Genomic DNA, 25,866 nt, shown 5'->3' with positions numbered 1-25,866 from the left:
TGTAATTGCCGCAGCCAGCTCTCACCTCTATATCGCCAAGACTTATGAGCACATTATCCAGAATTCGAAATTTCTCCATCGTCGCGCATATTGACCATGGCAAGTCAACGCTGGCTGACCGGTTGATTCAGGTGACAGGCGGCTTGACCGACAGGGAGATGAAGGAGCAGGTGCTCGACAATATGGAGCTGGAGCGTGAGCGCGGGATCACGATCAAGGCGCAGACTGTTCGTCTTGAATACAAGGCACTCGATGGCGAGACCTACATCCTCAACCTGATCGACACGCCGGGCCATGTGGATTTCGCCTATGAGGTTAACCGCTCGCTTTCTGCTTGTGAGGGGTCCCTGCTGGTTGTGGATGCCAGTCAGGGCGTTGAGGCGCAGACGCTGGCAAATGTCTATCAGGCGATTGAAGTAGATCATGAAATTGTGCCTGTACTGAACAAGGTAGACCTTCCTGCAGCAGAGCCGGACCGTGTCCGTGAGCAGATCGAAGATGTGATCGGGCTTGATGCAAGCGACGCAGTGGAAATATCTGCGAAGACGGGCCTTGGTATTGGCGATGTGTTGGAGGCGATTGTGACCCGGCTGCCAGCTCCCGAGGGAGATGAAGCAGCGCCGCTGAAAGCGCTGCTCGTAGACAGCTGGTATGACAGCTATCTGGGAGTGGTTGTTCTGGTACGCATCATTGATGGCACCCTTAAAAAAGGCATGAAAGTCAAGATGATGCGCGCCGGTGCAACATACACCATAGACCAGGTCGGCGTTTTCACACCCAAACGTATCAATCTTGATCAGCTGGTGCCCGGTGAGATTGGTTTTTTGACAGCATCCATCAAGGAAGTGGCGGATACCCGCGTGGGTGATACGGTTACGGAGGAACGGCGCCCGACAGATGCACCGCTCGAAGGCTTCAAGCCCGCGCAACCGGTTGTATTCTGTGGCTTGTTTCCAGTAGACAGTGCCGAATTTGAAGATTTGCGCGAAGCCATCGCCAAGCTGCGGCTGAATGATGCATCCTTCGAATTCGAAATGGAAACGTCTGCTGCCCTCGGTTTTGGATTCAGATGCGGGTTTCTCGGTCTGTTGCACCTGGAAATTATCCGGGAGCGACTGGAGCGTGAGTTCAACATTGACCTGATCACGACGGCACCCTCAGTTGTTTATCATATGTATCTGACTGATGGCTCCATGCAGGAGCTGCACAATCCCGCAGATATGCCTGACCCGGTTAAAATTGACCACCTTGAAGAGCCATGGATCAAAGCCACCATTCTGGTTCCAGATGAGTTTCTGGGGGGTGTGCTGAAGTTATGCGAAGAGCGTCGTGGTATCCAGCAGGATCTCACCTATGCTGGTTCACGCGCAATGGTGGTGTACGAATTGCCACTGAACGAAGTTGTGTTTGATTTCTATGACCGCCTCAAATCAATCACCAAAGGGTACGCCAGTTTTGATTACAGCATAATTGGCTATCGCCAGGACAATCTGGTGAAGATGCAGATTCTTGTGAATGAAGAGCCTGTCGATGCCTTGTCAATCATCGTCCACCGGGACAAGGCAGAGGCGCGGGGGCGCTCCATGTGTGAGAAGCTGAAAGACCTAATTCCGCGTCATCTGTTCAAAATACCGATTCAGGCTGCAATCGGCGGACGTGTCATCGCGCGCGAAACGATTGGGGCCATGCGCAAGGATGTGACAGCAAAATGCTATGGTGGTGACATTACACGTAAGCGTAAGTTGTTGGAGAAGCAGAAGGCGGGTAAGAAGAAGATGCGCCAGTTTGGCCGCGTCGAAATACCGCAGGAAGCCTTCATCAAAGCGCTAAAAATGGACGACTGATTGTCAGTCAGACAAAGCTGTAAGAGGTGTATTGTTGATATATTCTTCAATACGGACGATTTTTGTTTTCTCTACCCTGACGATGCAACAGGCATATGCTGTCAGTTCCTGTCCACTCAACGTAGTCAGCTTCAGTGTATGTTGCTGGAGATAGCCTCCAGTAATCGCCTCTAGTCGGGTAATTTCATATTGCCGTTTCTTTGTTTTAGAGACGAGCCAGAAGAACAGGGCCATGTTCTCATCAGCAGTCTGTGTCTTGTTATCAAAGTCATGCCAAATCTCTGCGTTGGCGTCCAGGCACCCCCGTGCACCATCAATGCTCCCATCTTCCAGCTGCCTTACAAAATGCCGTGCGAGTTCCAGTGTTTCCATGGTCGTTTCCTAAATCCTCAGATATGCTCTGTAACGATTTCCTCACGAGCCAGTTCGTGTTCCACCAAAGTTGCAAAATCTTGCAGCGCATTGATCTCGTCATTACTCAGAGTTCTGGCTTCTGTGTCATAGATGCAGATAGTCCCGACGGCATTGCCACTTGGCAGGTAAACCGGCGCACCAGCATAGAATCGCAGATGATGCTTCCCCGTTACCAGAGGGTTTTTGGCAAAGCGTGCATCTTCCAGCGCGTCCGGTATGTGTAACACTTCACTTTTGAGAATGTTATGGGCACAGAAGGACTGATCGCGCGGTGTTTCGTCAAAGTCCAGGCCAACATTCGACAGGAACACCTGCTTATCAGCATTCACGATTGTGATCAGACAAATTGGCGCACGAAAATATGTGCCAACCAGTCTGGTAAGCCGGTCATATTTGGCTTGCCCCTTTTTATCTATCAGGCCATAGCGCTGAATGTCGGCGAGCCTTGCACTTTCCCCGGGTATGCGCGGGGCACGCGCAGATTTTCCAGCTTCCTGCAGGAGGGTTGACCTGATCCGGGTGCGGAGATATTCATTTGAGAAGGGCTTGATGATCCAGTCTTTCAGTTCCGGATAATCTGCATCTTGTGGCATTTCCTGCGAAGATACTGCAATGAGCGGCAGAGGAGCTGCTCCTTCTTCTGCGCGTGTGGGGATGGCGTCTATCAGCGAGGGCAGGTCAAATAGATCAAGGTCCATGTCAACGACGAGCAGCGAGATGGGCCGTTCCTTGATGGCGAGTAAGATCTCCTCTTTGGTATCTGCAACCATGATCTTGATCGCATCGGTCTTCATGATGTCGGTCACATTTACCACCTCCAAGGAGGAGCCAAATGTCAGCAGTACCGCATATGTGATTATATCAGAAAGTGGTTTTGAAAGTGCGTCGATCTGACTGTCGCTGACAGGTTTTACGGAGACTGGCGCTATCTTGTAAGTATCAGAGTTGCCGGTAAGGTCGATGACAGAGCCTTCCGAAGCGGCCCGACATTCAAGTTTACCGTTCGCCTGTCTTTTTTGCATATCGCCCACAATCGTATTGATCTGGTCATCCGAGCGCGTTGGGTCATGATGCGTAAAGAGGAGTTGCTTTACATCCGCATAGGCACAGATTCTGTGTGCATATTCATAGGTGCTATGGCCCCAGCCAATCTTGGACTCATATTCTTCCGCGATATATTGCGAATCATGAATGACAAGGTCAGCTTCGCCCAGAAATTCAGCGTGATCATGGTCGTTCCCGGTGATATGGCCGTGACCCATCGCACATTCATGAGAGAAAGGTTCATGGTCGCAGGCATAAACCAGCGACACGCCATCTGCCTCAAGCCGATATCCCAGTGTCAGGGCGGGATGGTTCAGATACTTGGCTTTCACCGTGATGTCACCAATCCTGAAGGTACCTTCGGTCAGGTCATGGAATTTCAGTTGTGCCCCAAGATAATTCATGGAAATCGGAAAGTATGTATACTGCATTTGTCCCGACAGAGCCTGATTTAATGTCGGCCCAAACCCGCTCGGGCCATAGATATGCCATTCATTGGAAGGAACGAAATAGGGCGCAAAGAACGGAAAGCCCTGTATATGATCCCAATGCGTATGTGTGATGAGCATATGGCCGTTTACCTGACCATTGAATTCACCCATCAATTTGCGCCCAATCCTGTATGAGCCGGTGCCGCAGTCGATAACGATCAGGGTGCCGCTTTTGGAGCGTACCTCAACGCAGGAAGTGTTACCGCCATATTTGACTGTTTCTGGTGTGGAAGCGGAAATGGACCCTCGTGTGCCCCAGAATTTCACCTGCATCTTATTCTTCTTTTCGTGTTGCTGTGTTCGTGCGTAAAAGCATTCTAGCCTGCCGCGCTTCGATCGTCACGGGCAGAGTGTGATGATTATGTTTGCCTGGTTTTGTTGACCTACAGCAAGTGTTGTAGCAACCTCAAACTCATGACGCGCGACTCAAAACGGTATGGCTTTTGGCCGCAGATCGGCAGGCCGGTTGCTTCATGGCTTCTTGCCTGTCTGGCAACAGGCTTCCTGACGGGTGGGTCGCTTGCTGAAAATGCATTCAAGAGCGAGTGGAAGCACCTTCATAAGATCAGCTGGGGAGAATTGCTTACCGGCGAGAAGGGGTTTCTGCTTGAATGGTGGCTTGCGTCCACAGCGGTGATTGCTATCGTATCAGCAATTCCGGCGTTGCTGATAACACTCACTGTTCGTGCCTTGCATCTGCCTCGAGGATGGACGGATATTGGCATAATGGCACTCCTGCCCTTCTTCATCGTCACCTTACTGATTAAGCCGGAAAATATTTCAGATGCGACGGCGCAATTTCCGGTCATGGTTGATCTGATCCCTGTCGGTGCCATTGGCGGACTTCTGTACTGGCTGGGTGTCGGCACGCCGAAAGTGTCTGACTATGGCCGCTAGGCGTCAACGGCATTTGTGGCGCAGCCTGTTCAAGCCATTTGCAGCCTGGTTTGCGGCATGTTGCGGGGCAAGCCTCATTCTTTTGTTGACCTATCTTGTTGCAGATCAAGGTGTGGGACACGGACTGGCAAAGAGCGATCTGCGCCTGATTGATATTGTCTTGGCGATGATATTACTCTTGCCTTTCGTGTTGGTCGTGACAGCTTTGCCCGTGATGTTGCTGGTGTTTCTGGCGCGCCGTCATAACTGGCATCGACCACAAGCAGAACTTCTTGCCGCTTTTCTTCTTTGGTTTGTTCTTTGCGTCTCAATACAATTTCTGGGCAACAGCCTATCGCGGCGTTCTGACGGCGCTCACGTTCGTTCCGGCGGGGTTGGTCGGTGGAGCAATTTACTGGTATATCACTGGTCGATTAAAACAGACCTGTGATAATGAGGCGATACAAGAATGAGAGTTGTGCGCTATACTGATGAAGAGCTTGTTATTTCAACATTCTCACGTTGGACGTGGGCAGTTGTCATCCTCTTGGGCACAGTCACTTTAACCGGTTTCTGGTACGTGTTGGTGACGGAAACAAAACCTGCTCTGTATGCTATGATACCGCTCACTCTGCTATGGGGGGGGGTCTGTTCTCGCAGCTCTGTTAATGAACAGCCGTGCATATTTCTCCACTGTTACCGGAGAGGTTACACTGAAGAGCCGAAACTTCCTGTCAGAAAGCTATCGCACATATAATCTCGACTTTTTTCGATACGCAAAAATTCACACATTGCAAAAACCGGATCCGGTTTTTGAAGTCGTCCTGGTCTTCAGTGAGCAGATTTTATATGATCAGGATCAGTTTGATGCCGATGCTTTGGTCCGTCACAGGCAGCAATCACGCAAAGCCGGCCGTGAAGCATATGAGATATCCATGACCTCAGGTGCCGACAGCATCTTCAGTTTCCGTCGCAAGCAGGAGATCGTTACGGTTATCAATGATTGGCGAGGCGTGTCAGTGCCACAGGCTTAGATGGCGCCTTTTCAGGTCAATGGCCGGAAAATCAGCGTCATGATCAGGCCAATGCCACCGATAATTGCCCAGAAAGCTGACCGCAGGAAAAAGTTTGCCACAGTTGCTACACCGCCGTCACTTTCCAGGGGCGACACGCCGATGCCAAGCAGGTTCATAACCTCGGCAGTGGACCGCATGACCGGCTCGCCCTGTTCAAGTGTAGAAACACCATCAGCCCCGAGAAGCATCAGGCCCAATGCCACAAAAACCCAAGCCAGAAGACGAAAAAACCCCATTATCATGCCCCGTATATAAGCCGTCGTTACTAAAATCATGCAGTGATCAGGCCGGGGCTATCCCCACACGAGACCTGCAAGACAAATACCAGACTATCCAAAAGCGGCAGCGCTCGCAACAATCTGTTTGCTCTTGTATTGCAGGCAAGCATCGCTATAATCCCGCCTTCCTTGGTAAGGGCAGGTGGCCGAGTGGTCGAAGGCGCACGCCTGGAACGCGTGTAGGCGGGCAACCGTCTCGAGGGTTCGAATCCCTCTCTGTCCGCCATGCTATTGAATTAAAGTCCTGAAATCAAAGAGAAAATGAATGGCGGATTTTTGGCGTACCCACACTCATCCCCACATTTTTTAGGTCTTTGCCAGATGACAGCTCCACCTCAACCTGCCGCAGCACCTTCAATATATCTTCGTCTGAAAACCGTTTCCGAGCCATCACCAAAACCTCCAATTCAAGCAAAAATGCTAAACAGATTCTGGCCGCATATTAGGGGGCTAGGACAGACGTGGTTGTGAAGAACAGGTTCTTGCAGTTCTTGCGCTAAGTCAGAGCAATAAGGTCTTTCACATTATATGGCATGGTCCAGTTGCGAACTCCAAACTCACTCAATAAGCATATTTAATCAGTTTAAGACGGAGTCGTCGAAACTGAATGGATGATGCCAATCGAAAGAAGCCGTTCTTCACAAAAACTTTACTTTTGCAAGCTGGCCATTTTAGCAGAATGCTCCATTTCAATGCATATAAATGCTACGGAGATTTTATATGCAAACTGCAGTCAGTAACCTTGTTGTGACAATCGTAACAGCGTCTTTCGTGTTATCTGTTGGCCAAATCGTTTAGCCAATGGTGTTAGGTTTTCTTCGGTCGGTATGCGGCCGGAGTTCACCATATCGCGTATGGGAAATGGCGGGGTCCAAATTGCAATATCGCAAGCTTCCAGATTGCTTTGCGCCTCCATGCAACTCGGTTTTGGCGCTTGAGGGCGTTCAGGCCGGGTCCGCTGACAGCTTTCTCAAAAACTCCGCTGAGATAGTAAAATGAGCATCACGTTTCGCTCCGTCCATTCGAGCCAATGTCTTAGGCATCATTGAAAGTCGGTGATTTTTTTGAAAGACTTCTTGGTGGTCATGAACGAAACGCCAATACAGCGCTGTCCAGACGTTTTCCCACTCACCACCAGGAAAGTCAGACATTTTCCTGATGTAGTTTGAGCCACTGATATAGGGTTTTGTTGCAAAAGTCCCTCCGTCAGCAAACTGGCTCATTCCGTATACGTTTGGCACCATCACCCAATCATATGCGTCTAAATACATGCCCATAAACCATCTATAAACGTCATGTGGGGAGATACGAGACAATAACATAAAGTTGCCCATTATCATGAGGCGCTCAATGTGATGGGAGTATCCAAAGTCAAGCGCTGTTTTTATGACATGGTCAACAGGGGCTATACCCGTTCCTGCGGTCCAGAAAGATTTAGGCAATCGGTTATGATTCTTCCAAAAGTTACTGGTGCGCATGTGAGAACCATCAACCTCATAACTCGCGCGAATAAATTCACGCCAACCCAAGATCTGCCTTACAAAACCTTCGAGAGAGTTGAGCGGTATTTGGTGTCTGTCAGCGTGTGTAATTGCCGTTTCCAGCACTTGTGACGGGGTTAGCAGTCCATTGTTTAGAAGAGATGATAACCCGGAATGCCAAAGGCGGATATGGTGATTTGCCATTGCATCTTCAAATGGGCCAAAATCACGAAATCGAACAATTAGGAATTCCTCGAGATACCGTGCTGCCTCATAATGCGTGTACGGTGCCCAGCACATAGCTCTTCCATAAGTATTTGGCGCAATGTTTTCAGACCAAGAAGCGGCGGCATGCGTTTCTGCATTCTCGTAGACAGTCAAGTCTTGCGGAAATGAAACTCCCTTTGGGACTTTTTTCCGGTTTTCCTTATCAAAACTCCACTGACCTCCAACCGGTTTTCCTGTACCCTCAATAAGGATATCTTTGTCTCTCCGCATATTCCTATAGAAGGCTGCCATAAGCTTTCTACTGTCGACAAAACGGTTCTTTGCATCATCTTTAGAGAGCAAGAACAATGGAGTTTCGTACCATACTCGATCGATCCCACAATTTCGAATTTCTCTTTCCAGGTAGTTGTCTACAGTGTCGATAATATGCACTTTCTCGACACCGAAATCCTTTAGCGCGTCAAAGATATCAGATGATCGCGGGTGCTTACTAATCGTCAATCGAGTAATCAAATACCCTTCTTGCTCGAGCATACCTTGGTATGCATCCATCGTAAGCTTGTGAAACATCAGCTTACCGCGGTGGATCGGGTTGTAGGTAAGGATGAGAGGTTCTTCCACCAAATACAAACGCATTCGTTTAAATGGTGCCGGAAGCTGCTTGAATAGTTGGTGGGGATAGATCACCGCAACTTCGGTCAAAATTTCGGTCCTCCTTATTTTATTTTTCAGTATCCCAAGAGAACTTAGGACAAAGCCTTGGATCGCAAAATTCGAGCAAATTTTTGAATTGTCCCAACTGGCTGATGAACTAGTTTTGCTGGATCAAAGGTCAAATTTAATCCCTTGTTGCCTAGGGTGTGGACTCAATTGATCCAGCATTTTGCTGCGAAGAGATATATCATGTTGATGAAGTTCCTTCGAGATTTCTCGAACCGTGTAGCCAGCCGTCTCATGTCTTTCATTTTGCAGAAGAACCGCTCGACAATATTACGCATGGCGTAAAGGCTGGTGTCATGCGGGACCGGATTGCGCGCATTGGACTTGGCGGGAATAACCGCCAACGCACCTTCATCGGCGATATCGCGCCTGATCTTCGCACTGCCATAGGCTTTGTCCAGGACCATCGCCAGAGGCGGCATCTCCCAGTCGAGGAAGACATTCATCACCTGGCTGTCATGAACATGGCCGCCAGTGACCTCAATGCGCAATGGCCTGCCATTTTCATCTACGGCCACGTGAACTTTGCTTGTGCGACCGCCCCGTGAGCGTCCAATATCTTCCGCCAGTTCCCCCTTTTTGAGCCACTCGCTGCGCGGTGAGCTTTGACAATCGAGGCGTCTATGAAGATCAGACTGTCCTCACATTCTTCAGCGAGCGCATCGAATATGCCCTTCCAGACGCCGCGCTCGCCCCACCTGTTATACCGATTGTAAGCAGTCGTGTACGGTCCATATCGTTCCGGCAAGTCCCGCCATGGCGCGCCTGTGCGCAAAATGTAAAAGATGCCGTTCAGGATCGTACGATCATCTTTGCGCTTCGGGCCGCGGCTAACCTTTGGCAACAACGGTTCAATCACCGCCCATTCTTCATCCGACAAATCAAACCGCGCCATTTAAGACTCCCTTTCGGAAATCCCTGAATCACGCTTTGCACAAACAAATCAATCAGTTAAATTGGGTACAGACCCTAATTGACGTTGGAGGTGATTTAAATGGAGACGGGTTTGCCGATCTGATTTTCGAAGAGTACTACAATGGTACTAGAGTTGTGTTTGGTACACAGATAGAAAATGATGTTCAGAATCAGCGGTTGGTAGATGATCTATACTCATCGGGGATATATTATTCAGTTGGTGCTCGATTTGTTGGTGACGTTAATGGTGATGGTTTTGATGATGTTCTAGTAACTGATTATGAGAACAATGAGTATGTTGTGTTCGGTTCTTCTGAGGGTGCTTCGGTAACATCATTAAGTGAATTCAACCAATTCAGTAATGAGAATGGGTTCAATCTAGATGCAAATAAACTCGTTGAATCGGGTTTTGATTTTAATGGAGATCAATTTGATGATTTATCTCTCGTAGATGGGGGCAATCACTACGTAATATTTGGATCTTCTGATATTCAGGCGCGATCTTTAGAAATCTCTGAACTAAACGGTATTAACGGCTTTCATCTTGATACGGAAGTTGTCAATAGTGGCGATTTAAATGGGGACGGCTACGATGACCTTGTCTTTGAGAAAGACGATCAAACAATAATCTTGTTTGGCACTAGCAGTGCTCTGCCTATGGAGGTGAATGTATTAGAGGCTTCCTCACTGAATTTAGGCTCAATAGACTCCGTCTTTGATGTGTTCGACCAAAATGGGGATGGGGTTGATGATGTCATTTTTGAGAATGGTTTAGTTTTTCGTGGCGGTGGTGAAATCGACCAATTATCGTTTTCATCCGCAGAAATACGAATTACAATTGTGGGTGAGAATGACGCACCGATTGCTGTTATGGATCGTTTATTCATTTGTAGGGAGCAGATCTCCCCATTGACTTCGAACTTGCTATCCAATGATTCAGATGCAGACTTGTCCGATACATTGACTGTAAATCAACTAAATGGAAATATGTTCGAAGGCGAAATTTCCGAGACCTTGGCGTCTGGCGCAAGCATTACAGTTTCATCCGACGGAATACTTTCTTACGAATTAAATGATGCGTTTGGTGGTTTGACAGATACTGGACGTGGGCGGGATGTAGTCGATTACGCAATCATAGATTCTCAGGGCGACACCAGTGAAAGCCAAGTGGAAGTCATTGTTGTATCCGGCGCAATAAACAACGGAGTGATTGATCAAATTACTGAATTCTCGGATGCAATATTCGGTATTAGTGGCCGTGTGAATATCTCGGCTTTAGGTGGTGACGACTTTGTTGATTCTGGATCGGGTAGAGATAAAGTTTTTGGTGATGGCGGTGACGATTTGATACTTGGTCGTGGCGGCAATGACATTTTGAGTGGGGGAGAGGGTTCAGATGAAATCGATGGCGGCGGCGGTCGAGATTTCATTGACGGTGGCATCGGTAATGACGAATTGATTGGCGGAGATGGTGCTGACGTTATTTCAGGTGGGGATGGTGCTGATACGATTTCTGGCCGACGGGGATCAGATACAATTGATGCTGGAGCTGGAAACGATGTTGTCTCTGGTAGGGGGCTGTCCGACGTAATCTCTGGTGGTAAAGGGATGATGAATTGCGAGGGAATGGTGGCAACGACACCCTAAATGGCGATGAAGGGAATGATCTGCTTGTAGGTGGTCAAGGCGGCGATATTCTCAAAGGCGGTGACGGTAATGACGTTCTTGATGGGCGAAAGGGGGATGACTTACTACACGGTGGTGCAGGAACAGATATTCTTTCAGGTAAAGCTGGGGCAGATACATTCATTTTTGCGGTGGGTGATGAAGATGATACCATCACTGATTTTCAAGATGATCAGGATAAGATCGATCTAACGAGTTTTGGTTTTGCTGCAGTTTCCGAGGCTACGGCACTGATGGGCGAGATTGATGGTGATGTCACTTTCGCAATTGGAAGCGATATCCTCACTATTCGGAGCACCACAATTTCTGCATTGGAAAACGACATTTTGATTTAGTGGTTGGATTGAAATCCTTCTTTCTGATAGATATGCGCTATGCTGCGTTAGGCATCTATAACTGGTTAATTGCAGCTGCAATCCAGCAATGAGTGTCAATTGAAATTCCACAATTCCTACTGTTCAGCAAGCGAATCAGTGCCTGGAGCGAGGGTGTCTGGGAGCTCTAATTGAGTATGAAGTTAATCATCAATTTGCTACTAAATGTGCTACCAATTATCTCATCTAATGCAGGTCATGATTGCATAAGCCATTGATTATAAGGTTAAATAATTTGGCTGACGAAGTTGGTGGGGAGTTCAAATCTCTTCAGCGGCACCAGACTTTGATGTGCACAGTGTGCAGGCGTCTTTCAGGACGTGCGTCGGCGATAAAAGTATCTCGCTATACGGAAGAAGTAAGCAAGCTTGACCCTAGTCTGAAGCAGATTGTCTGTCACTGTTTAGTCAGTTTGCTGCGGGGAGCGGGTTGGCAGTCGATGGTGAATGAGTAAAGCGCCAGTGAGGCCTGCAATGATCCAGGCGATTGCGCCCGCGGTAAAAACGCCGACCGGGCCAGTGAGGCTGTCCAGAACTGCGCCTGAGGAAAACAGCCAGGCAAGACCAGCGTACAGAACAATATAACGAAAGAAAGAGAGGCCAGCACCGAGATTTGGAAAGCCAAGGGGATTCAGAACGCCAATGCTCAGATGAAACACGCCTGCAAAAATATATCCGAATGAAACAATGAAAAGATACTGGTCTGTCAGGGCAATGATTTCCGGATCGTCCGTGAACAGGCTGCCAAGGGCACCACCAAAACTGATCAACAGGACAGCGCTGATGACCCCCCAGAATAGTGCAAATTTCCATATCCAGTTTTCAGCCTGTGCCAGCCGGTCCGGCAGGTTCGCCCCCACATTCTGACCGATAAAGGGGCTGATCCCCACCTGAAAGGCAAAGAAGGGGACGAGCGAGAGCGTTTCAATCCGAGCACCAACGGTAAAGCCCGCGACGGCATCCTGTCCGTATCCGGCCAGCAGGATCACAATCAGGGCAGTTGCAAGCGGGGTAACCATCTGGGCCAGCGCCGCAGGCACCGCAAAGCGCATGATTTCCTGGATATGCCGTGGCAAGACTTGAACAGCCCGCAGGGAAACTTCCATCATGTTGTGACGAAAGCCGAGATAATAAATGGCACTCACGGCAATTGTTCCCCGGGCAATAATGGTCGCGAGGGCGGCACCGCTTATGCCCATTTCAGGAAAGCCGAGCAGGCCAAACACCAGCAAGGGAGAGAGCACAGCATTGATCGCGGCTGCCCCCAGCATCAGTACGGAGGACGCGATTGCTTCCCCATTGGCGCGGATGAGATAATTTGCAGCAACAGGCGTGATAAGGAACCAGAGACCTGCATACCAGACATCCATATACTGATCGACATATGGCATCAGGTGATCTGGCGTTCGCAGCAGGGAGAATATTTCATCCGAGAAGATATACATAAAACCGGTCAAAACGAAGCTCAGCAGACTGACCAGAACCATGGTATTGGTTACCAGACGGCGCGCCCTGTCAGGGCGCCCTTCGCCGATTGCCCGGGAAAGGATCGAGAGGCTGCCATTCCCCAGGCCGATAGCCATTGAACCCATGATGAAGATGACGGGAAAACAGAAGCCCATGGCGGCAAGTTGATCAGCACCGAGCTGACCGATGTAGAATGTATCGACAATATTGAAGGCGATGACCGAAATCAGCCCCATGCTCATGGGCCAGCTGTTCTGCCACAGGGTGCGGCCTACAGGACCTGTGGTCAGCTTTGCCTGAGAGGTGACAGCAGTTGGGGAAGGGGCTCGCATGAACCGGGTATAAGTGCTGTTCCCGGGCATGGCCAGCGCTGTTGATCTGCCTTATTGTCCGGTAAAACAGGGAGACAGTCTATGACAGGCATTAACGCATGGGCAGCGAAAAAAGCGGGCGGGAAGTTGGAGCCGTTTTCCTATGAGGTGGCTGAACTTGCAGCAGACGAAGTCGAGATCGAAGTAACCAGCTGTGGTATATGCCATTCAGATCTGTCGATCCTGAATAATGACTGGGGTGTTACGCGCTATCCGGTTGTGCCCGGGCACGAGGTGATTGGCAAAATTGCCGCCGTCGGTGCTTCTGTCATTCACCTTGAGGTAGGGCAGACCGTGGGGATTGGCTGGAATGTGCGCTCCTGCCTGACATGTCATCAGTGTATGTCGGGAGCACATCATCATTGTGCGAAAACACAGGCAACTATCGTTGGCCATCATGGGGGGTTTGCTGATCGCTTGAGAGCGCAGGCGGCGTGGGCTGTGCCTGTGCCGGACGGTATTTCTGCTGAGGAAGCGGGACCACTGTTTTGCGGTGGCATAACGGTTTTCTCTCCGATTGAGGAGTATGACATCAAGCCAACGGACAGGGTTGGCGTGATTGGTATCGGTGGTCTTGGCCACCTGGCACTTCAGTTTCTGCGCGCCTGGGGGTGCGAGACCTGGGCGTTTACAACGAGTCCGGACAAGTCAGAAGAATTGAAGAAGCTGGGTGCGCATCATGTGGCTGATACGCGCGATGATGCAGGGCTGAAAGCCTTGCGGGGAAAGTTTGATGCGATCATCTCTACGGTCAATGTTTCCTTGCCGTGGGGGCGTTACATCGCAGCCCTTGCGCCGGAAGGAAAGTTCATTTCTGTCGGGGCGATTACCGAGCCTATGGACCTGCCGCCACAGGCGCTGATATCCGGACAGAAATCCATAGGGGGGTCTGATATTGGCCCACCAGCACGTGTTGCCAGAATGCTCAACTTCTGCGCGCGTCACGGCATCGCGCCGCAGGTTGAAACCTTTCCGATGGACGAGGTGAATGAAGCAATCGCTCACTTGGAGAGCGGCAAGGCACGTTACCGGGTGGTGTTGACGCGATAGGTTGACAGCAAGCGGCCCTGTTTTGCACCCTGTATGAAAATATAAGAGGAGGTTGCGATGTCCGGACTGCTAAAAGGACTGACGGGTGCATTATTGCTGGCTGTTGTTGTAGCCGCTTACGTGGTTTTCTGGCACCTGCCGGTTACAGCTGATCGTGACATGAATGTCGTCAAGCGCGACGCGCCGATTGAAGTATCAGATACAGTCACTTCCTTTCACGATGACCTGCGGGTTGCTGATCTGCATTCCGACATGCTTTTATGGATGCGCGACCCGACAAAACGGCATGACCGTGGGCATACGGATTTGCCGCGTCTGCGCGAAGGCCGCGTGGCTGTGCAGGTTTTTGCCAGTGTTACCAAAACGCCAGCCGGTCAGAACTATGAAAAAAATACGGCGGAGTCGGATCAGATCACACTGCTTGCAATTGCCCAGCGTTGGCCACGCAGAACCTGGAATTCCCTGTTCGAACGGGCACGCTACCATGCTGAGCGTCTAACGGACCTCGAGGCAGAATCAGATGGTCGTTTTGTGGTTGCTCGCACGAAACGTGATCTGGAAAAGGCGCTGGTTGAGCGGCAGCAGGACAAATCCGTATTAGTGGGTATTCTGGCAACGGAGGGGGCACATCCACTAGAGGGAGATATTGCGAATCTTGAAGAGCTTTATGATGCCGGGTACAGAATGGTCGGCTTGCAGCATTTCTTTGATAATGAGCTCGGTGGATCCCTTCATGGCACCAGCGGCGCAGGGCTGACGCCATTTGGCCGAGAGGTTGTGCGCAAACTGGTTGAGATGGATATCATGATTGATGTGGCGCATTCCTCGCACCAGGTTGTGCGTGATGTGCTGGAGATGACTGATGAACCGCTAGTGGTCTCACATACTGGTATCTATTCGGCCTGTAACGCGACACGGAATATCCCTGATGAGTTGATGGCGGAGATCGCTGCGCGTGGAGGCTTGATAGGGATAGGCTTTTGGGCTGATGTTACCTGCGAAGATGCACCCATAGGGATTGCCAATGTTATCAAATATGCCGCCGATACATTTGGAGTAGAGCATATTGCACTCGGCTCGGATTATGATGGTACCGTGACAACCACGTTTGATGCCTCGGAGCTGTCGGTCCTGACCGAAGCCCTACTCGAAAAGGACATGAGCGAGCAGGAAGTGCGCCAGGTGATGGGGGAAAATGCCATCCGTTTTTTTGCAGCACATCTGCCGGATTAAAAAGATCGCTCCAAGCCATTCTCACATTAGCCTTATTAGAGTAGTCTTTATCAGCACAAAGGGCAGGAGGCTTCGGATGGGTAAGAATATCAGCGTTATTATCGGTATCGTGCTGATCGCCTTTGGAATACTTATGCCGGTGGGGCTAATTGTCGTTGCAGAATCCGTTATTGCGTTTGCTTCGCTTATCGGTGGTGAGCAGAGTGGCAGTACATGGGTCTATTTTCTCTATGGTATACCGTTTCTTCTAATTGGTGCCTTCATTCTGTTCCGGGGTAGAAAGTGATGCACTGTTGAATTGCATTCTTGCTGTTGCCTTTGTGGCCTGCCACGATGGTAAAAAATGGAGAAGCAACGCATGGCAGTATCAGATCAGGTGCCTGTAGAATCAGGCCTTCATGCAAAATCAACTGCACTGGATGTGATCGAGGGAGTCGATCTCAGCGGTAAGATTGCGATTGTTACCGGTGGATATTCAGGTATTGGCACGGAAACGACACGGGCGCTTGTCAGTGCGGGGGCAACTGTTGTTGTGCCGGCGCGGCGCAAGGAAGCTGCCGAAGCAGAGTTGAAGGATATGGCTGGCCAGACCATCGTCATGGAAATGGACCTGGCAGACATTGCCAGTGTGCGCCGCTTTGCTGACGCTTTTCTGGAAACCAACCGGCAGCTTGACCTGTTAATCAATAATGCCGGCATTATGGCCTGCCCCTTAACGCGCATAGGACCGGGATGGGAAAGCCAGTTCGGGGTCAATCATCTGGCGCATATGGAACTGGCGCGATTGCTGGCACCAGCGCTTGTGCGGGCGGAGCGCGCGCGCGTTGTAGCGCTCTCTTCAACGGCGCACGCCATGTCAGACATTTTGTGGGATGATCCGCACTTCAATCATCAAGAGTATAATAAGTGGGTTGCCTATGGGCAGGCGAAGACAGCGAATAGTCTTTTTGCGGTTGGCTTTGACGCAAAATACAAGGCTGAGGGCGTGCGAGCCTTTGCTGTACACCCCGGCGGCATTTTTACCCCCCTGCAACGTCATTTGCCGGAAGAGGAAATGGTGGCGCTTGGCTGGAAGAATGCTGATGGCACTATTCCGGATGCCGTGCAGGCGATGTTCAAAACGCCAGAGCAGGGCGCTTCAACAACAATCTGGGCGGCAACATCGCCTCAACTGGCAGGGCGGGGCGGCGTATATTGTGAAGACTGTGACATTGGCAGGCTGGCCGATGAAAACTCTCAGCGGTGGGAGCATGTGCGCCCTTGGGCCTGTGATGATGAAGCGGCCCAACGCCTGTGGGAAGTGAGTGAGAAGATGCTGGCTGAAGCCTGACCTGAACCGAATATGTTGGCTTGGGGATGATAAGAAAATTGTCGGCGTGACGAGGCTTGTATAGCCACCATCACGCCGACAAAATTTGATGTCTTAGATGCTCCGGTTATTCACCATAACCTTCTGGCAGGGTGAGGCCTGTATGATGGGCGATGAAGCCCCACATATCCGCATATTCTTCAATGATCTTCTCTGTTGGCTTGCCGGAACCATGCCCCGCCCTTGTCTCGATGCGGATCAGTTTTGGTGCGCTACCTGTTTCGGCTTCTTGCAGCGCAGCAATATATTTGAACGAGTGTCCAGGCACAACACGGTCATCCGTATCGGCTGTGGTCACGAGCACAGCAGGATAATCAGTGCCATTCTGTATGTTGTGATATGGTGAGTAGCTATAATTGTTCCTGAAATCCGCCTCGTTCTCGGAAGGCTTGCCATAGTCATCTGTCCAGAAACGACCTGCTGTGAATTTGTCAAAGCGCAACATATCCATCACGCCCACAGCAGGCAGGGCGGCAGCGAACAGGTCCGGTCGCTGATTAACGACAGTCCCCACCAGAAGGCCTCCGTTTGAGCGACCGTAGATCGAAAGTTGGTCGTTGGAGGTGTAACCCTCAGCGATCAGATATTCACCTGCGGTTATAAAGTCATCAAACACATTCTGCTTTTCCAGCAGGCGCCCGGCATCATGCCACTCCTTGCCGTATTCACCGCCGCCCCGAAGGTTGGCAAGTGCGAAGACGCCGCCCATTTCCATCCAGGCAAAGTTGGTGATGGAAAAGGAAGGGCGCAGGGAGATGTTGAACCCGCCATAACCATAGAGCAATGTCGGTGCGCCATTGGAAATGTCCAGCCCTTCCTTATGGGCGATGAACATGGGGATTTGTGTGCCGTCTCTGGATGGATAAAAAACCTGACTGACCACATACGCAGATGGATCAAATGGTGTTTCGGGTTGTTTGAAGACGGTACTTTCACCAGTTTCCACATCAAAGCGGTAGATGGTGGTCGGACGATTATAGCTTGAGAACGAATAGAAAGTCTCTGATTCGTCTTGTGCAGCTTCAAAACCGCTGGCGCTGCCGAGGCCTGGCAGGTCCACAACGCCGGCTGGTGTGCCGTCCAGTTCGTACATGCGCACGACTGACTTCACATCTTCCATATATTCAGCGACCAGTTTGCCGCCAACAATGGACGCATCAACAAGCACATTGTCTGATTGCGGTATAATTTCCTGCCAGTTTTCCTCAGCAAAATTATCGAGATCTATGGCGATAATGCGGCCACGCGGCGCGTTGCGATCCGTCTGGACAAACAATGTGCGGTCTGAGGCTCCCACGAAGATGTAATCGTTCTCGAAGCCTTCAATAATCATCACCGGCTCAGAGGCTGGATCATTCAGATCCTTAACGGCAATCTCGTAGACATCGTCTGTCCCCTTGGACATGGCGATAATGAGAAAGCGCTGGGCGGCGACATAGGCCCTGACGGAAATTTCCGGATTGTCCAGGCGCTCAAAAACTAGCGTATCGGCAGCCTGCGCATCGCCGATCTTGTGAAAATACAGCTTCTGGTCGAAGTTCAGGGACTGGAAGGTTTCACCTTCTTCCGGTGCTGGATAGCGTGAATAGAAAAAGCCTGATCCATCGGGTGCCCAGGCAAGGCCGGAAAACTTGACCCATTCTATTGTGTCTTCGAGTGTTTCCCCGGTTTCCACATTCAGGACCTTGAGCGTACGCCAGTCCGTGCCGCCATCCTGAATGGCGTAAAGCACATGGCTGCCATCCGGGCTTGGCACAGTGGAGGAGAGGGCCGTAGCGCCGTCTTCAGACCAGTCATTAGGGTCTATCAGTACACGCGGTTCCTCATCCAGGGCGTCCTGCACGTAATAGACATACTGATTTTGTAACCCGTCATTACGGCGGAAGAAATACTTGCCCCCTTCCCGGTTTGGCAGGGTGAACTTCTCATAATCCCAGAGCTGGCCGAGGCGCGTTTCAATCGCTGCCCGGTTGGGCAATGTGCCAAGATATTCGTCGGTTACAGCATTCTGTGCATCGACCCAGGTGGCGACGTCTTCATTCACGCGTACATCATCTTCAAGCCAGCGATACGGGTCAGCAACGCTGACACCGAAAAAGTCATCAGTTTGATCCACAGTAACAGTTTCCGGATAATCAAGGGTTGTGGTGATGGCGGTTTCAGCCGCTTCTGGGGCTGCCGCAGCAGTAGGCGTTTGTGTGTCAGCAGTGTTGTCAGCACAGGCAGCAAGTGCCAGCACAGCGGCGCTCATCATCAGTTTCTTCATTTTGCACTCCTCACGCGTAAATTTTGCGACACCCTAACGGACCTGCCAGTGCCCTGCAAATTTATACGGTTGGAATATGCCTCAGGCGGACAGCTCAACCAGTGGCTGAAAGCCACCAAAAATCATACGTTTGCCGTCAAATGGCATCTTGCTTCCCTCTTCTTCCATGCGGGGGTCGGCCATCATTTTTTCAATGGCACCATCGCGCACTTCTTTCGAGGGCCAGATGACCCAGGAAAAGCAGATGGCTTCACCTTCCTGCCGCTTTACAGCAAGCGGAAAGGATGTAACTTCGCCTTCGGGCACATCATCTTCCCAGCACTCGACGACTTTGAGTGCACCATATTCGATGAAAAGCGGGTCGATTTGCAGCGCGTGTTCGCGCAGTTTTTCCTTGTTGGCGGTTGGTACAGCGAACACAAAACCATCTACATATGTCATGGGTTTCTCCTGAGTTGACGCTTTTGCAGCCTGGGCCCTCTGGCTCTGATTGGCAAGAGGCCGTATATTGATATGAATGGCAAGTGAAGGAACAGTCGATGCGATATGACGTGCATTTCCGGCGCAACAAGGACGCGCTGATGTATCAGGATGTCGAAGTACAGACGATCAGTTACAAGGGTGAAGGGGCGGTTTGGGTCGATTTCCAGCAGGACCCTGACTTTTCCAACGACAAGTTCCTGCGCATTGTGCAGGAGGGCGGCGCGTTCTCTTTCGTCAACATTGATTATGTCTCGGAAATTATTCCGTGTGACTGAGAAGGTTTGGCTGTCGGAAATCCTGACCAAAAGGTAATGCGCGCGCGGTGATCCTCTTTGCCAGCGGGTACGTATCTGGGGACGTAACTAAGTTGCTCGCTTCGCGGGCTTCACTGGCGTTATTTTAAGGAGGTATCCCATGAAACGCGTACTCAAACTCACGGCAGCAGCCATTGCTGCGGCCGGCCCGACGACTGTTGCCTATGCTGGCAATTATGAAAGCAAATCTGAAATGTCTGCCAAGGCCGACATTGTTGACACAGCTGTGGCCAATGGGTCGTTCAATACACTGGTTGCTGCCGTGCAGGCTGCAGGCCTTGAGGCGACATTGCGTTCAGAAGGGCCGTTCACCGTGTTCGCGCCAACTGATGCTGCCTTTGCCGCGCTGCCATCTGGCACTGTTGAAACGCTGCTGAAACCTGAAAACAAGGATCAGCTTGTTTCTATACTGACGTATCATGTCGTTGCCGGAAAAGTGCTGTCAACGGACTTGCAGGATGATATGCAGGCGGCAACCGTGAACGGCGCAAAAATCAATATTGATCTCGACAACGGCGTGACCATCAATGATGCGGATGTCGTGATCGCTGATGTAAAGACGTCCAACGGCGTTATCCACGTGATCGACAAGGTGCTGTTGCCTCCAAAGCATCACTAATATTGCCAGCGCGGGCAGTCGGCAATGTCGGCTGCCCGTTTCTTCCTGATCTCTGATTATCAGGACTGTTAAAGCCGAGACTATGCCTGCGGTAAATTTATGTGTACTATCAAAGAGTATTGAATTTATCGATAACGATGTTGCGCAGGAATAGAGTTGGATAGTGAGTAATCTTGGCCTTCTCGTAAATTTGAGAGCCGATGCCAAACAGGAAACCGGGCGCTTTGCCTGGGTCACATTCTGGCTTGGGGTCGGTACCCTGCTAGTGATCATCACAGCCACGGCGCTGGCTTTGTCCGGCGTTATGCCGTTATGGCTTGCTGGAATGATCAACCTGGCAGCTTTTGTTGCGGGTTATACTGTGGGACATGAAATCATCCATGACAGTCTCATTGGTCGTCACACGCATCTTTCATGGCTGAATGTTTTTTTTGGAACCCTGTTTTTTTCTGTACCATTCCATTCGCTTACCATGCACCGTTATATTCACCTGCGCCATCATTCCCATACAAATGATCCGGAAAAGGATCCGGATGCCTGGATATCAGGTCGTAATTCTTTTGCGCTTTTGTTACGCCTGCTGACGCATTATCCGCATTATCAATACCATGTTATCAAGTGGACACGAGACATGCCGGCGCGCGCAGCTTTTCTCACCCGCTGTCTGCTTGAGCAAACCGTGCCTATGGCCATCGCGGCAGTGTTGATACTGAGCGGCTATGGCGCTGAGGTGTTCTGGATGTGGATACTGCCCTCGTTTCTTGTGTATCCTGTATTGGCATTCATCCTCGACTGGGCGCCACATCATGACCTAGAGGTGGGCACGCCGCTGGATAATTCACGCCTGCTGGGTACGCCGCAAGGGGTGCGCGGTCAGTTGTTTACCTGGCTGTATCTGTTTCAGAACTATCATCTGATTCATCATCTCTACCCCAAAGTGCCCTTCTACCGATACAAAAGCCTGTATGAGCGGCATTCCGAAGAACTAATAGCTGCGGGCGCAGCCATTTATCCGGGCTTTGATCAGAAATCATGATCTCGCAGGTAATGGCTTTTGCCACAGGCTGGGGTAATCTTTGCTGATACAAAAAGGGAGTGAACACCATGATGGCATTTCGTGGTTTACTGATCGTTCTGTTTCTGACCATACTGGTCTATACGGGAAGCGTTATTTCCAATCATGGTATTGGGCTTATTCCCGTTTTCTTTGGCGATATGGCAAAGATGGCCTGGCCGGGCCAGTTCAATCTGGATTTCATGTGCTTTCTTGTTCTGTCGGCGACATGGCTTGCTTGGCGTCATCATTTCTCTGCGATTGGTTTGCTGCTTGCCGTGATGGGTGCATTTGGTGGAATGCTGTTCCTGAGCGCCTATCTTTTGTGGCTGACATTCCAGACCAACGGAAACATACGGGAAATCATGCTTGGTGCACAGCGCGCGTGAACGTCCTTACAGATACTGACTGGCAATGCTGTTGACATCCACCCGGGCTTTCAAGCGACTGGCCAGCAGATAAGTACCGCCAAATTTACGGTGTAGATAAAGCGAATCGATTGGCGGTAAGTGCGCAAAATCCCGGTCCTTGCGCACTTCCAGGCCTTTCTCGCGTAATCGCTCTGCAAGGTCTGTGCTGCCGAAATCGAAAGGGCCAGTCTGACGCTGTGGCTCAAGGCCAATCTCGAAAACTTCTGCCATCAGTTGTTGATGTGCCAAATCTGTTGCTTCATCGAAAAAACCGATATCAATGGCAGCCCTTTTGATGGCTTCATGGTCACGATCGTGACCTGCGACCATAAGCTGCCGATATTTCCCGGCAAAAGCAGGATCAATCTCGCGTGTTGCGCCAAAATCCAGAAGGACAAGTTGTCTTGACTCCCGGTCATAACGGTAATTGGCAAAATTCGGATCAGTCTGCATCAGGTTGAAGTCGAACATCTCCCGGAAGACCAGGTTGATCAGTAGTGTGACGACATGGTCGCGCTCTTCTTGCGGGGCGTCAGTCAGGCTTTCCACGGGCACTCCCCCAACATAGTCCATGGACAAAACGTTTTGTGTTGTGAGATCTGCGTGGAAGGTTGGCACCTGATAATCCTGCGCGCCTTCCAGAAGGTCGCCATATCGTTTCAGGTATGCGCCTTCGCAAATATAATCCGCCTCTTCTTTCAACTGGCGTTTTGCCTCCGTCAGGAGCGGTGCAACATTTACGCCCTGTGGCAGAACACCAGCCATCCGGATAAGGGTTGCCAGGTTGTCCACATCGCTGTCGATGCTTTCACGAACCCCCGGATATTGAACTTTTACGGCCAGATCGCGGCCATCGCGGGTCTTGGCCCTGTGTACCTGGCCAATGGATGCAGCAGCAACGGGCTTCACATCAAACCGCGAAAAATTTCGTAACCAGTCCCGGCCCCAACTGTCGCTCATCACGCGGCGCAGCTGCGCGGCGGGCATTGGTTCAGCAGAGGCGCGCAGGCGAGACAGGACGTCCGCAAGTTCTGGCGGTAGCAGCTCACCGGCATCCATAGAGAGAAGCTGGCCAACTTTCATCGCGGCCCCGCGCAAATTTGCCAGCTGGTCGGCGACCTTTCGGGCATTTGCAGGTGTGAGCAACAGATCGGACATGGCAGGGCGGTCCCCGCGGGCCAGTTGCTTCGCCCCTTCAACAGCCATGTTGCCAGCTATGCTGCCGGCAAGGCCGGTAAACCGGGCAAGACGTGACAACCGGTGGCTGGGCACTGCACTGCCGTTATCTTCATCATGCTCTGCCATGGGGAAATATCCTGCTCTGCTTCAAGGATGATATAGTTATGGACGCGAATAATGACAGCCTGGCGTCAAACCCGGGGCCTGACCCTAGCCAACGGGGCAAACTGTCGTAAAATGGAAAAATTCAACAGGGAGAGTTTAATGATCCGTTTTTGCGTGATTATGGCCAGTGCACTGATGGCATTTTGTCATGTTGCTGCAGCGCAGGTTGCCCGACCGCTGAGCGACGCTGACGCACAAGCCTATTCCCGTATCTTTGAGGTGCAGGAAACCGGGCAGTGGCTGGAAGCGGATCGGTTGATCGGGCAGCTCTCTGACAAGAGCTTGATGGGGCATGTACTCTATCAACGCTATATGCATCCCACGGCCTATCGTTCTTCCTTTGCAGAGCTCAAGCGCTGGCTTGATGCTTATGCTGACCACCCGGGGGCTGACGCGATTTACACGCTGGCGACAAAACGTCGCCCGTCCGGCGCAGCGCGTCCTTTGCGCCCGACACCGCGCCGCTGGCGCACGCAGGATGATGAAGAGCGCTGGCTCCACCCGACAGTGAAGCAGGATTATGCGACAGCAGCAAATCTGGCGGAGGTCAGGCGGATAGAAAATTATATCCGCTTCCTGAACAAGGATGACAGGCCAACACAAGCGCTGAATTATATCAATGCGGGCAGATACAGGAGCCAGCTTTCCACAGCACAATATGATCGTATCCGCTCATGGATTGCAGCATCCTATTTCTACAATGAAAAAACCGGCAAGGCGAAACAGATTGCCACCGATGTTGCACAGCGCAATGGCGATGTCGCTGTTCTAGCCTACTGGATTGCAGGCCTTACCCATTGGCGTGATGGCGATCATGCCGTTGCTGCAGACTTTTTCGCGCGCATGGCATCCGTACCATATCAGGAGCCGGAACTGCGCTCTGCTGCAGGTTTTTGGGCAGCGCGCGGGGCGTTGAAAACAGGGCAGGTTGATAGCGTTATACCGAATTTGGAGATCGCAGCACAATATCCGTACACATTCTATGGACAGCTTGCCCTGGCTCAACTCGGCCGGAAGGCCAGTATCAACTGGGCCTCACCAGCATTGACACCGTCTGACTGGGCAGACCTCTCGCGGCGAAATGATCGTGTAAGACGGGCTGCTGCGCTAGCGCAGGCCGGGCAATACAGCAAGGCGCAGGAGGAGTTGCGCTGGGCCCATGGTGAGTTGAGTGATACGGATGATGTCGCGCTGATGGCTGTCGCATTCGATTTGAACTTATGGGCGGCACAAGTTACAATGGCATTGGCTTCGGATGCTGAACGGCCTGAAAATTTCCAACTACAACCAGGGCTTTATCCAGTACCTGATTTTGTCCCCAATGGCGGTTTTACCATTGACCGGGCTTTGCTGTTTGGTTTGATCCGCCAGGAAAGCAAATTCATGACAGATGCGCGCAGTCGCGTTGGGGCCGTTGGTCTGATGCAGTTGATGCCACGTACAGCAAGCTATGTTTCCGGTGATCAATCGTTGCAATATCGATCAGGGCGCAGCCGCCTGGCAGATCCCGGCTATAATATGCAGCTGGGTCAATCCTATGTGGAGAGCTTGCTGACGCGGTACACGGACGGGGATCTTTTCGATATGGCACTTTCCTATAACTGGGGCCCGGGAAATCTGCGTCGGTTCAAAGCGTCTTCCGGTATTACGGATCAACTCCTGCTGCTTGAATCAATCCCCAACCCTGAAGCGCGTGACTTCGTCGAGCATGTCATGACCAATATGTGGATTTACCGGGATCGTTTCGGTCAGCCAGCACCCAGCCGGGATGCGGCGGCGGCTGGACAACAGCCATTCTATCAGCGTCTGGATTAGTATAATTCCATTGTGAAGCTGATGAAACTCATAGCAGGGCTTCAATGGCGCCGGTCAGCGTTTCTGACATGGGTTCGACTGAAGAAGTGAAAGCCTCTACCGGATGACCATCACGCCCGATCAGATATTTGTGGAAGTTCCAGCGCGGGGCACCCTTTTGTGAGCTGATCCATTGATAGAACGGGTGTGCGTTGCTGCCAGTGACGACGGTCTTCTCGGTCATTGGGAAATTGATGCCGAAGTTTGCTTCACAGAATTTTTTGATTTCCTGTTCTGAGCCTGGTTCCTGCCCGCCGAAATCATTCGAGGGTATGCCGATGACGACCAATCCATCATCTTGATATGTTTCCCAAAGTGTTTGCAGCGCGTCATACTGATGCGTGAAGCCGCAACGTGAGGCGGTGTTGACAAGCAGCAATACTTTGCCTTCGTATTGAGCCAGGGGCATATCTTCCCCATACAGACTGACAAAGGAAAAGCCATAGGCGTTGCTTTCGCTTTCAGCTGAAACAGGACCGACTGTCACCGGGATCACGCAGGCCATCATGATAGCGATCCATTTTCTCAGCATGGTCAATCTCCTTTGGTTGGGTATGAGTATAGGCGGTTGTCCTGCCCTCGGCTATCCCGCTTTCGGTTTCTCCG

24 protein-coding genes, 2 tRNA genes and 1 pseudogene are annotated in these 25,866 nt (G+C 51.0%); 17 read left to right on the top strand and 10 right to left on the bottom strand.

Annotated elements, in window-relative coordinates; translation table 11 throughout:
• Nucleotides 1-44 precede the first annotated feature (44 nt).
• Complete coding sequence (lepA, locus tag RAL90_RS13360) at nucleotides 45-1,844, top strand: translation elongation factor 4 (RefSeq protein WP_306251444.1); 1,800 nt, start codon at nucleotides 45-47, stop codon at nucleotides 1,842-1,844.
• Between the two features lie 3 nt (nucleotides 1,845-1,847).
• Here the strand turns inward: lepA and RAL90_RS13355 are convergent, their stop codons facing one another.
• Nucleotides 1,848-2,216 (bottom strand): hypothetical protein, encoded by a 369-nt coding sequence (locus RAL90_RS13355; RefSeq protein ID WP_306251442.1) that lies wholly within the window; start codon nucleotides 2,214-2,216, stop codon nucleotides 1,848-1,850.
• A gap of 17 nt (nucleotides 2,217-2,233) precedes the next feature.
• A complete protein-coding gene (locus RAL90_RS13350) occupies nucleotides 2,234-4,066 on the bottom strand; it encodes an MBL fold metallo-hydrolase (protein WP_306251440.1) in 1,833 nt (610 codons plus the stop codon).
• A 141-nt stretch (nucleotides 4,067-4,207) separates the two neighbouring features.
• Between RAL90_RS13350 and RAL90_RS13345 the strand changes: the two genes are divergently transcribed.
• The 3 genes from RAL90_RS13345 (at nucleotide 4,208) to RAL90_RS13335 (ending at nucleotide 5,703) form a co-directional block, all read left to right on the top strand.
• Nucleotides 4,208-4,690: a hypothetical protein gene (locus tag RAL90_RS13345; RefSeq protein ID WP_306251438.1), complete on the top strand. Its 483-nt coding sequence runs from the start codon at nucleotides 4,208-4,210 to the stop codon at nucleotides 4,688-4,690.
• Nucleotides 4,691-4,772: 82 nt separating this feature from the next.
• On the top strand, nucleotides 4,773-5,120 hold the full coding sequence (locus RAL90_RS13340) for a hypothetical protein (RefSeq protein ID WP_306251436.1): 348 nt from the start codon (nucleotides 4,773-4,775) through the stop codon (nucleotides 5,118-5,120).
• 217 nt (nucleotides 5,121-5,337) lie between these two features.
• Nucleotides 5,338-5,703: a hypothetical protein gene (locus tag RAL90_RS13335; RefSeq protein ID WP_306251434.1), complete on the top strand. Its 366-nt coding sequence runs from the start codon at nucleotides 5,338-5,340 to the stop codon at nucleotides 5,701-5,703.
• A gap of 11 nt (nucleotides 5,704-5,714) precedes the next feature.
• Here the strand turns inward: RAL90_RS13335 and RAL90_RS13330 are convergent, their stop codons facing one another.
• Nucleotides 5,715-5,981, bottom strand: a complete 267-nt coding sequence (locus tag RAL90_RS13330; RefSeq protein ID WP_306251432.1) for a hypothetical protein — start codon at nucleotides 5,979-5,981, stop codon at nucleotides 5,715-5,717.
• Nucleotides 5,982-6,159: 178 nt separating this feature from the next.
• Here RAL90_RS13330 and RAL90_RS13325 point away from each other — a divergent pair.
• Nucleotides 6,160-6,249 (top strand) — tRNA-Ser (locus tag RAL90_RS13325).
• Nucleotides 6,250-6,967: 718 nt separating this feature from the next.
• Here the strand turns inward: RAL90_RS13325 and RAL90_RS13320 are convergent.
• Both RAL90_RS13320 and RAL90_RS13315 read right to left on the bottom strand, forming a co-directional pair.
• Nucleotides 6,968-8,434, bottom strand: coding sequence for a cryptochrome/photolyase family protein (locus tag RAL90_RS13320; RefSeq protein ID WP_306251429.1), 1,467 nt, complete (start codon nucleotides 8,432-8,434; stop codon nucleotides 6,968-6,970).
• 167 nt (nucleotides 8,435-8,601) lie between these two features.
• Nucleotides 8,602-9,320 (bottom strand): annotated as a pseudogene (locus tag RAL90_RS13315) (IS5 family transposase); the annotation flags it as partial.
• Nucleotides 9,321-9,382: 62 nt separating this feature from the next.
• On the opposite strand from RAL90_RS13315, the gene RAL90_RS13310 reads away from it, so the two are divergent.
• The 3 genes from RAL90_RS13310 (at nucleotide 9,383) to RAL90_RS13300 (ending at nucleotide 11,709) form a co-directional block, all read left to right on the top strand.
• Nucleotides 9,383-11,014 (top strand): calcium-binding protein, encoded by a 1,632-nt coding sequence (locus RAL90_RS13310; protein WP_306251427.1) that lies wholly within the window; start codon nucleotides 9,383-9,385, stop codon nucleotides 11,012-11,014.
• Nucleotides 10,984-11,388, top strand: coding sequence for a hypothetical protein (locus RAL90_RS13305; protein ID WP_306251425.1), 405 nt, complete (start codon nucleotides 10,984-10,986; stop codon nucleotides 11,386-11,388). The genes RAL90_RS13310 and RAL90_RS13305 overlap by 31 nt, the downstream gene beginning before the upstream one ends.
• A 249-nt stretch (nucleotides 11,389-11,637) precedes the next feature.
• Nucleotides 11,638-11,709, top strand: a tRNA-OTHER gene (locus RAL90_RS13300).
• 121 nt (nucleotides 11,710-11,830) lie between these two features.
• Here RAL90_RS13300 and RAL90_RS13295 read toward each other — a convergent pair.
• A complete protein-coding gene (locus tag RAL90_RS13295) occupies nucleotides 11,831-13,255 on the bottom strand; it encodes an MATE family efflux transporter (RefSeq protein WP_306251422.1) in 1,425 nt (474 codons plus the stop codon).
• Nucleotides 13,256-13,306: 51 nt separating this feature from the next.
• Between RAL90_RS13295 and RAL90_RS13290 the strand changes: the two genes are divergently transcribed.
• The 4 genes from RAL90_RS13290 to RAL90_RS13275 all read left to right on the top strand — a co-directional run bounded on the left by RAL90_RS13290 (nucleotide 13,307) and on the right by RAL90_RS13275 (nucleotide 16,877).
• Nucleotides 13,307-14,314 carry an NAD(P)-dependent alcohol dehydrogenase gene (locus RAL90_RS13290; RefSeq protein ID WP_306251421.1) on the top strand — a complete coding sequence of 336 codons (1,008 nt, stop codon included), beginning with the start codon at nucleotides 13,307-13,309 and terminating at the stop codon, nucleotides 14,312-14,314.
• 57 nt (nucleotides 14,315-14,371) lie between these two features.
• Nucleotides 14,372-15,547 carry a dipeptidase gene (locus tag RAL90_RS13285; protein ID WP_306251419.1) on the top strand — a complete coding sequence of 392 codons (1,176 nt, stop codon included), beginning with the start codon at nucleotides 14,372-14,374 and terminating at the stop codon, nucleotides 15,545-15,547.
• Nucleotides 15,548-15,623: 76 nt separating this feature from the next.
• Nucleotides 15,624-15,833 (top strand): hypothetical protein, encoded by a 210-nt coding sequence (locus RAL90_RS13280; RefSeq protein ID WP_306251417.1) that lies wholly within the window; start codon nucleotides 15,624-15,626, stop codon nucleotides 15,831-15,833.
• A 72-nt stretch (nucleotides 15,834-15,905) separates the two neighbouring features.
• On the top strand, nucleotides 15,906-16,877 hold the full coding sequence (locus RAL90_RS13275; protein ID WP_306251415.1) for an oxidoreductase: 972 nt from the start codon (nucleotides 15,906-15,908) through the stop codon (nucleotides 16,875-16,877).
• Between the two features lie 106 nt (nucleotides 16,878-16,983).
• Here the strand turns inward: RAL90_RS13275 and RAL90_RS13270 are convergent, their stop codons facing one another.
• Together RAL90_RS13270 and RAL90_RS13265 are read right to left on the bottom strand one after the other, a co-directional pair.
• Nucleotides 16,984-19,182, bottom strand: a complete 2,199-nt coding sequence (locus tag RAL90_RS13270) for a prolyl oligopeptidase family protein (RefSeq protein ID WP_306251413.1) — start codon at nucleotides 19,180-19,182, stop codon at nucleotides 16,984-16,986.
• An 81-nt stretch (nucleotides 19,183-19,263) separates the two neighbouring features.
• Complete coding sequence (locus RAL90_RS13265; protein ID WP_306251411.1) at nucleotides 19,264-19,623, bottom strand: DUF1428 domain-containing protein; 360 nt, start codon at nucleotides 19,621-19,623, stop codon at nucleotides 19,264-19,266.
• Between the two features lie 98 nt (nucleotides 19,624-19,721).
• On the opposite strand from RAL90_RS13265, the gene RAL90_RS13260 reads away from it, so the two are divergent.
• From RAL90_RS13260 to RAL90_RS13245, 4 genes are all read left to right on the top strand, one after another.
• Entirely contained in the window at nucleotides 19,722-19,940 is a 219-nt protein-coding gene (locus RAL90_RS13260) for a hypothetical protein (RefSeq protein WP_306251409.1), read from the top strand.
• 232 nt (nucleotides 19,941-20,172) lie between these two features.
• Nucleotides 20,173-20,598 carry a fasciclin domain-containing protein gene (locus RAL90_RS13255; protein WP_372340480.1) on the top strand — a complete coding sequence of 142 codons (426 nt, stop codon included), beginning with the start codon at nucleotides 20,173-20,175 and terminating at the stop codon, nucleotides 20,596-20,598.
• A gap of 163 nt (nucleotides 20,599-20,761) precedes the next feature.
• On the top strand, nucleotides 20,762-21,634 hold the full coding sequence (locus RAL90_RS13250) for a fatty acid desaturase (RefSeq protein WP_306251405.1): 873 nt from the start codon (nucleotides 20,762-20,764) through the stop codon (nucleotides 21,632-21,634).
• Between the two features lie 68 nt (nucleotides 21,635-21,702).
• Nucleotides 21,703-22,041 carry a hypothetical protein gene (locus RAL90_RS13245; protein ID WP_306251403.1) on the top strand — a complete coding sequence of 113 codons (339 nt, stop codon included), beginning with the start codon at nucleotides 21,703-21,705 and terminating at the stop codon, nucleotides 22,039-22,041.
• A 6-nt stretch (nucleotides 22,042-22,047) separates the two neighbouring features.
• Here the strand turns inward: RAL90_RS13245 and RAL90_RS13240 are convergent, their stop codons facing one another.
• Nucleotides 22,048-23,367, bottom strand: coding sequence for an AarF/ABC1/UbiB kinase family protein (locus tag RAL90_RS13240; protein WP_306251401.1), 1,320 nt, complete (start codon nucleotides 23,365-23,367; stop codon nucleotides 22,048-22,050).
• A gap of 138 nt (nucleotides 23,368-23,505) precedes the next feature.
• Between RAL90_RS13240 and RAL90_RS13235 the strand changes: the two genes are divergently transcribed.
• Nucleotides 23,506-25,221, top strand: a complete 1,716-nt coding sequence (locus tag RAL90_RS13235; RefSeq protein WP_306251399.1) for a lytic transglycosylase domain-containing protein — start codon at nucleotides 23,506-23,508, stop codon at nucleotides 25,219-25,221.
• A gap of 28 nt (nucleotides 25,222-25,249) precedes the next feature.
• Here the strand turns inward: RAL90_RS13235 and RAL90_RS13230 are convergent, their stop codons facing one another.
• Nucleotides 25,250-25,792 carry a glutathione peroxidase gene (locus RAL90_RS13230; RefSeq protein ID WP_306251397.1) on the bottom strand — a complete coding sequence of 181 codons (543 nt, stop codon included), beginning with the start codon at nucleotides 25,790-25,792 and terminating at the stop codon, nucleotides 25,250-25,252.
• Between the last annotated feature and the right edge of the window lie 74 nt (nucleotides 25,793-25,866).

Source organism: Parvularcula sp. IMCC14364 (assembly GCF_030758415.1).
Classification (GTDB): domain Bacteria; phylum Pseudomonadota; class Alphaproteobacteria; order Caulobacterales; family Parvularculaceae; genus Aquisalinus.
The sequence above is the reverse complement of the archived record's forward strand: the minus strand, read 5'-3'. Positions and strand labels throughout refer to the sequence as shown.

Excerpts from the sequence above, each read along its gene's own strand:
- RAL90_RS13285 (WP_306251419.1), top strand. The coding sequence starts at position 14,372 with ATGTCCGGACTGCTAAAAGGACTGACGGGTGCATTATTGCTGGCTGTT.
- RAL90_RS13265 (WP_306251411.1), bottom strand. The coding sequence starts at position 19,623 with ATGACATATGTAGATGGTTTTGTGTTCGCTGTACCAACCGCCAACAAG.
- RAL90_RS13235 (WP_306251399.1), top strand. The coding sequence starts at position 23,506 with ATGATCCGTTTTTGCGTGATTATGGCCAGTGCACTGATGGCATTTTGT.
- RAL90_RS13240 (WP_306251401.1), bottom strand. The coding sequence starts at position 23,367 with ATGGCAGAGCATGATGAAGATAACGGCAGTGCAGTGCCCAGCCACCGG.
- RAL90_RS13255 (WP_372340480.1), top strand. The coding sequence starts at position 20,173 with ATGTCTGCCAAGGCCGACATTGTTGACACAGCTGTGGCCAATGGGTCG.
- RAL90_RS13345 (WP_306251438.1), top strand. The coding sequence starts at position 4,208 with ATGACGCGCGACTCAAAACGGTATGGCTTTTGGCCGCAGATCGGCAGG.
- RAL90_RS13260 (WP_306251409.1), top strand. The coding sequence starts at position 19,722 with ATGCGATATGACGTGCATTTCCGGCGCAACAAGGACGCGCTGATGTAT.
- RAL90_RS13335 (WP_306251434.1), top strand. The coding sequence starts at position 5,338 with ATGAACAGCCGTGCATATTTCTCCACTGTTACCGGAGAGGTTACACTG.
- RAL90_RS13330 (WP_306251432.1), bottom strand. The coding sequence starts at position 5,981 with ATGGGGTTTTTTCGTCTTCTGGCTTGGGTTTTTGTGGCATTGGGCCTG.
- RAL90_RS13230 (WP_306251397.1), bottom strand. The coding sequence starts at position 25,792 with ATGCTGAGAAAATGGATCGCTATCATGATGGCCTGCGTGATCCCGGTG.
- RAL90_RS13295 (WP_306251422.1), bottom strand. The coding sequence starts at position 13,255 with ATGCCCGGGAACAGCACTTATACCCGGTTCATGCGAGCCCCTTCCCCA.
- RAL90_RS13290 (WP_306251421.1), top strand. The coding sequence starts at position 13,307 with ATGACAGGCATTAACGCATGGGCAGCGAAAAAAGCGGGCGGGAAGTTG.
- RAL90_RS13270 (WP_306251413.1), bottom strand. The coding sequence starts at position 19,182 with ATGAAGAAACTGATGATGAGCGCCGCTGTGCTGGCACTTGCTGCCTGT.
- RAL90_RS13350 (WP_306251440.1), bottom strand. The coding sequence starts at position 4,066 with ATGCAGGTGAAATTCTGGGGCACACGAGGGTCCATTTCCGCTTCCACA.
- RAL90_RS13275 (WP_306251415.1), top strand. The coding sequence starts at position 15,906 with ATGGCAGTATCAGATCAGGTGCCTGTAGAATCAGGCCTTCATGCAAAA.
- RAL90_RS13245 (WP_306251403.1), top strand. The coding sequence starts at position 21,703 with ATGATGGCATTTCGTGGTTTACTGATCGTTCTGTTTCTGACCATACTG.
- RAL90_RS13280 (WP_306251417.1), top strand. The coding sequence starts at position 15,624 with ATGGGTAAGAATATCAGCGTTATTATCGGTATCGTGCTGATCGCCTTT.
- lepA (WP_306251444.1), top strand. The coding sequence starts at position 45 with ATGAGCACATTATCCAGAATTCGAAATTTCTCCATCGTCGCGCATATT.
- RAL90_RS13355 (WP_306251442.1), bottom strand. The coding sequence starts at position 2,216 with ATGGAAACACTGGAACTCGCACGGCATTTTGTAAGGCAGCTGGAAGAT.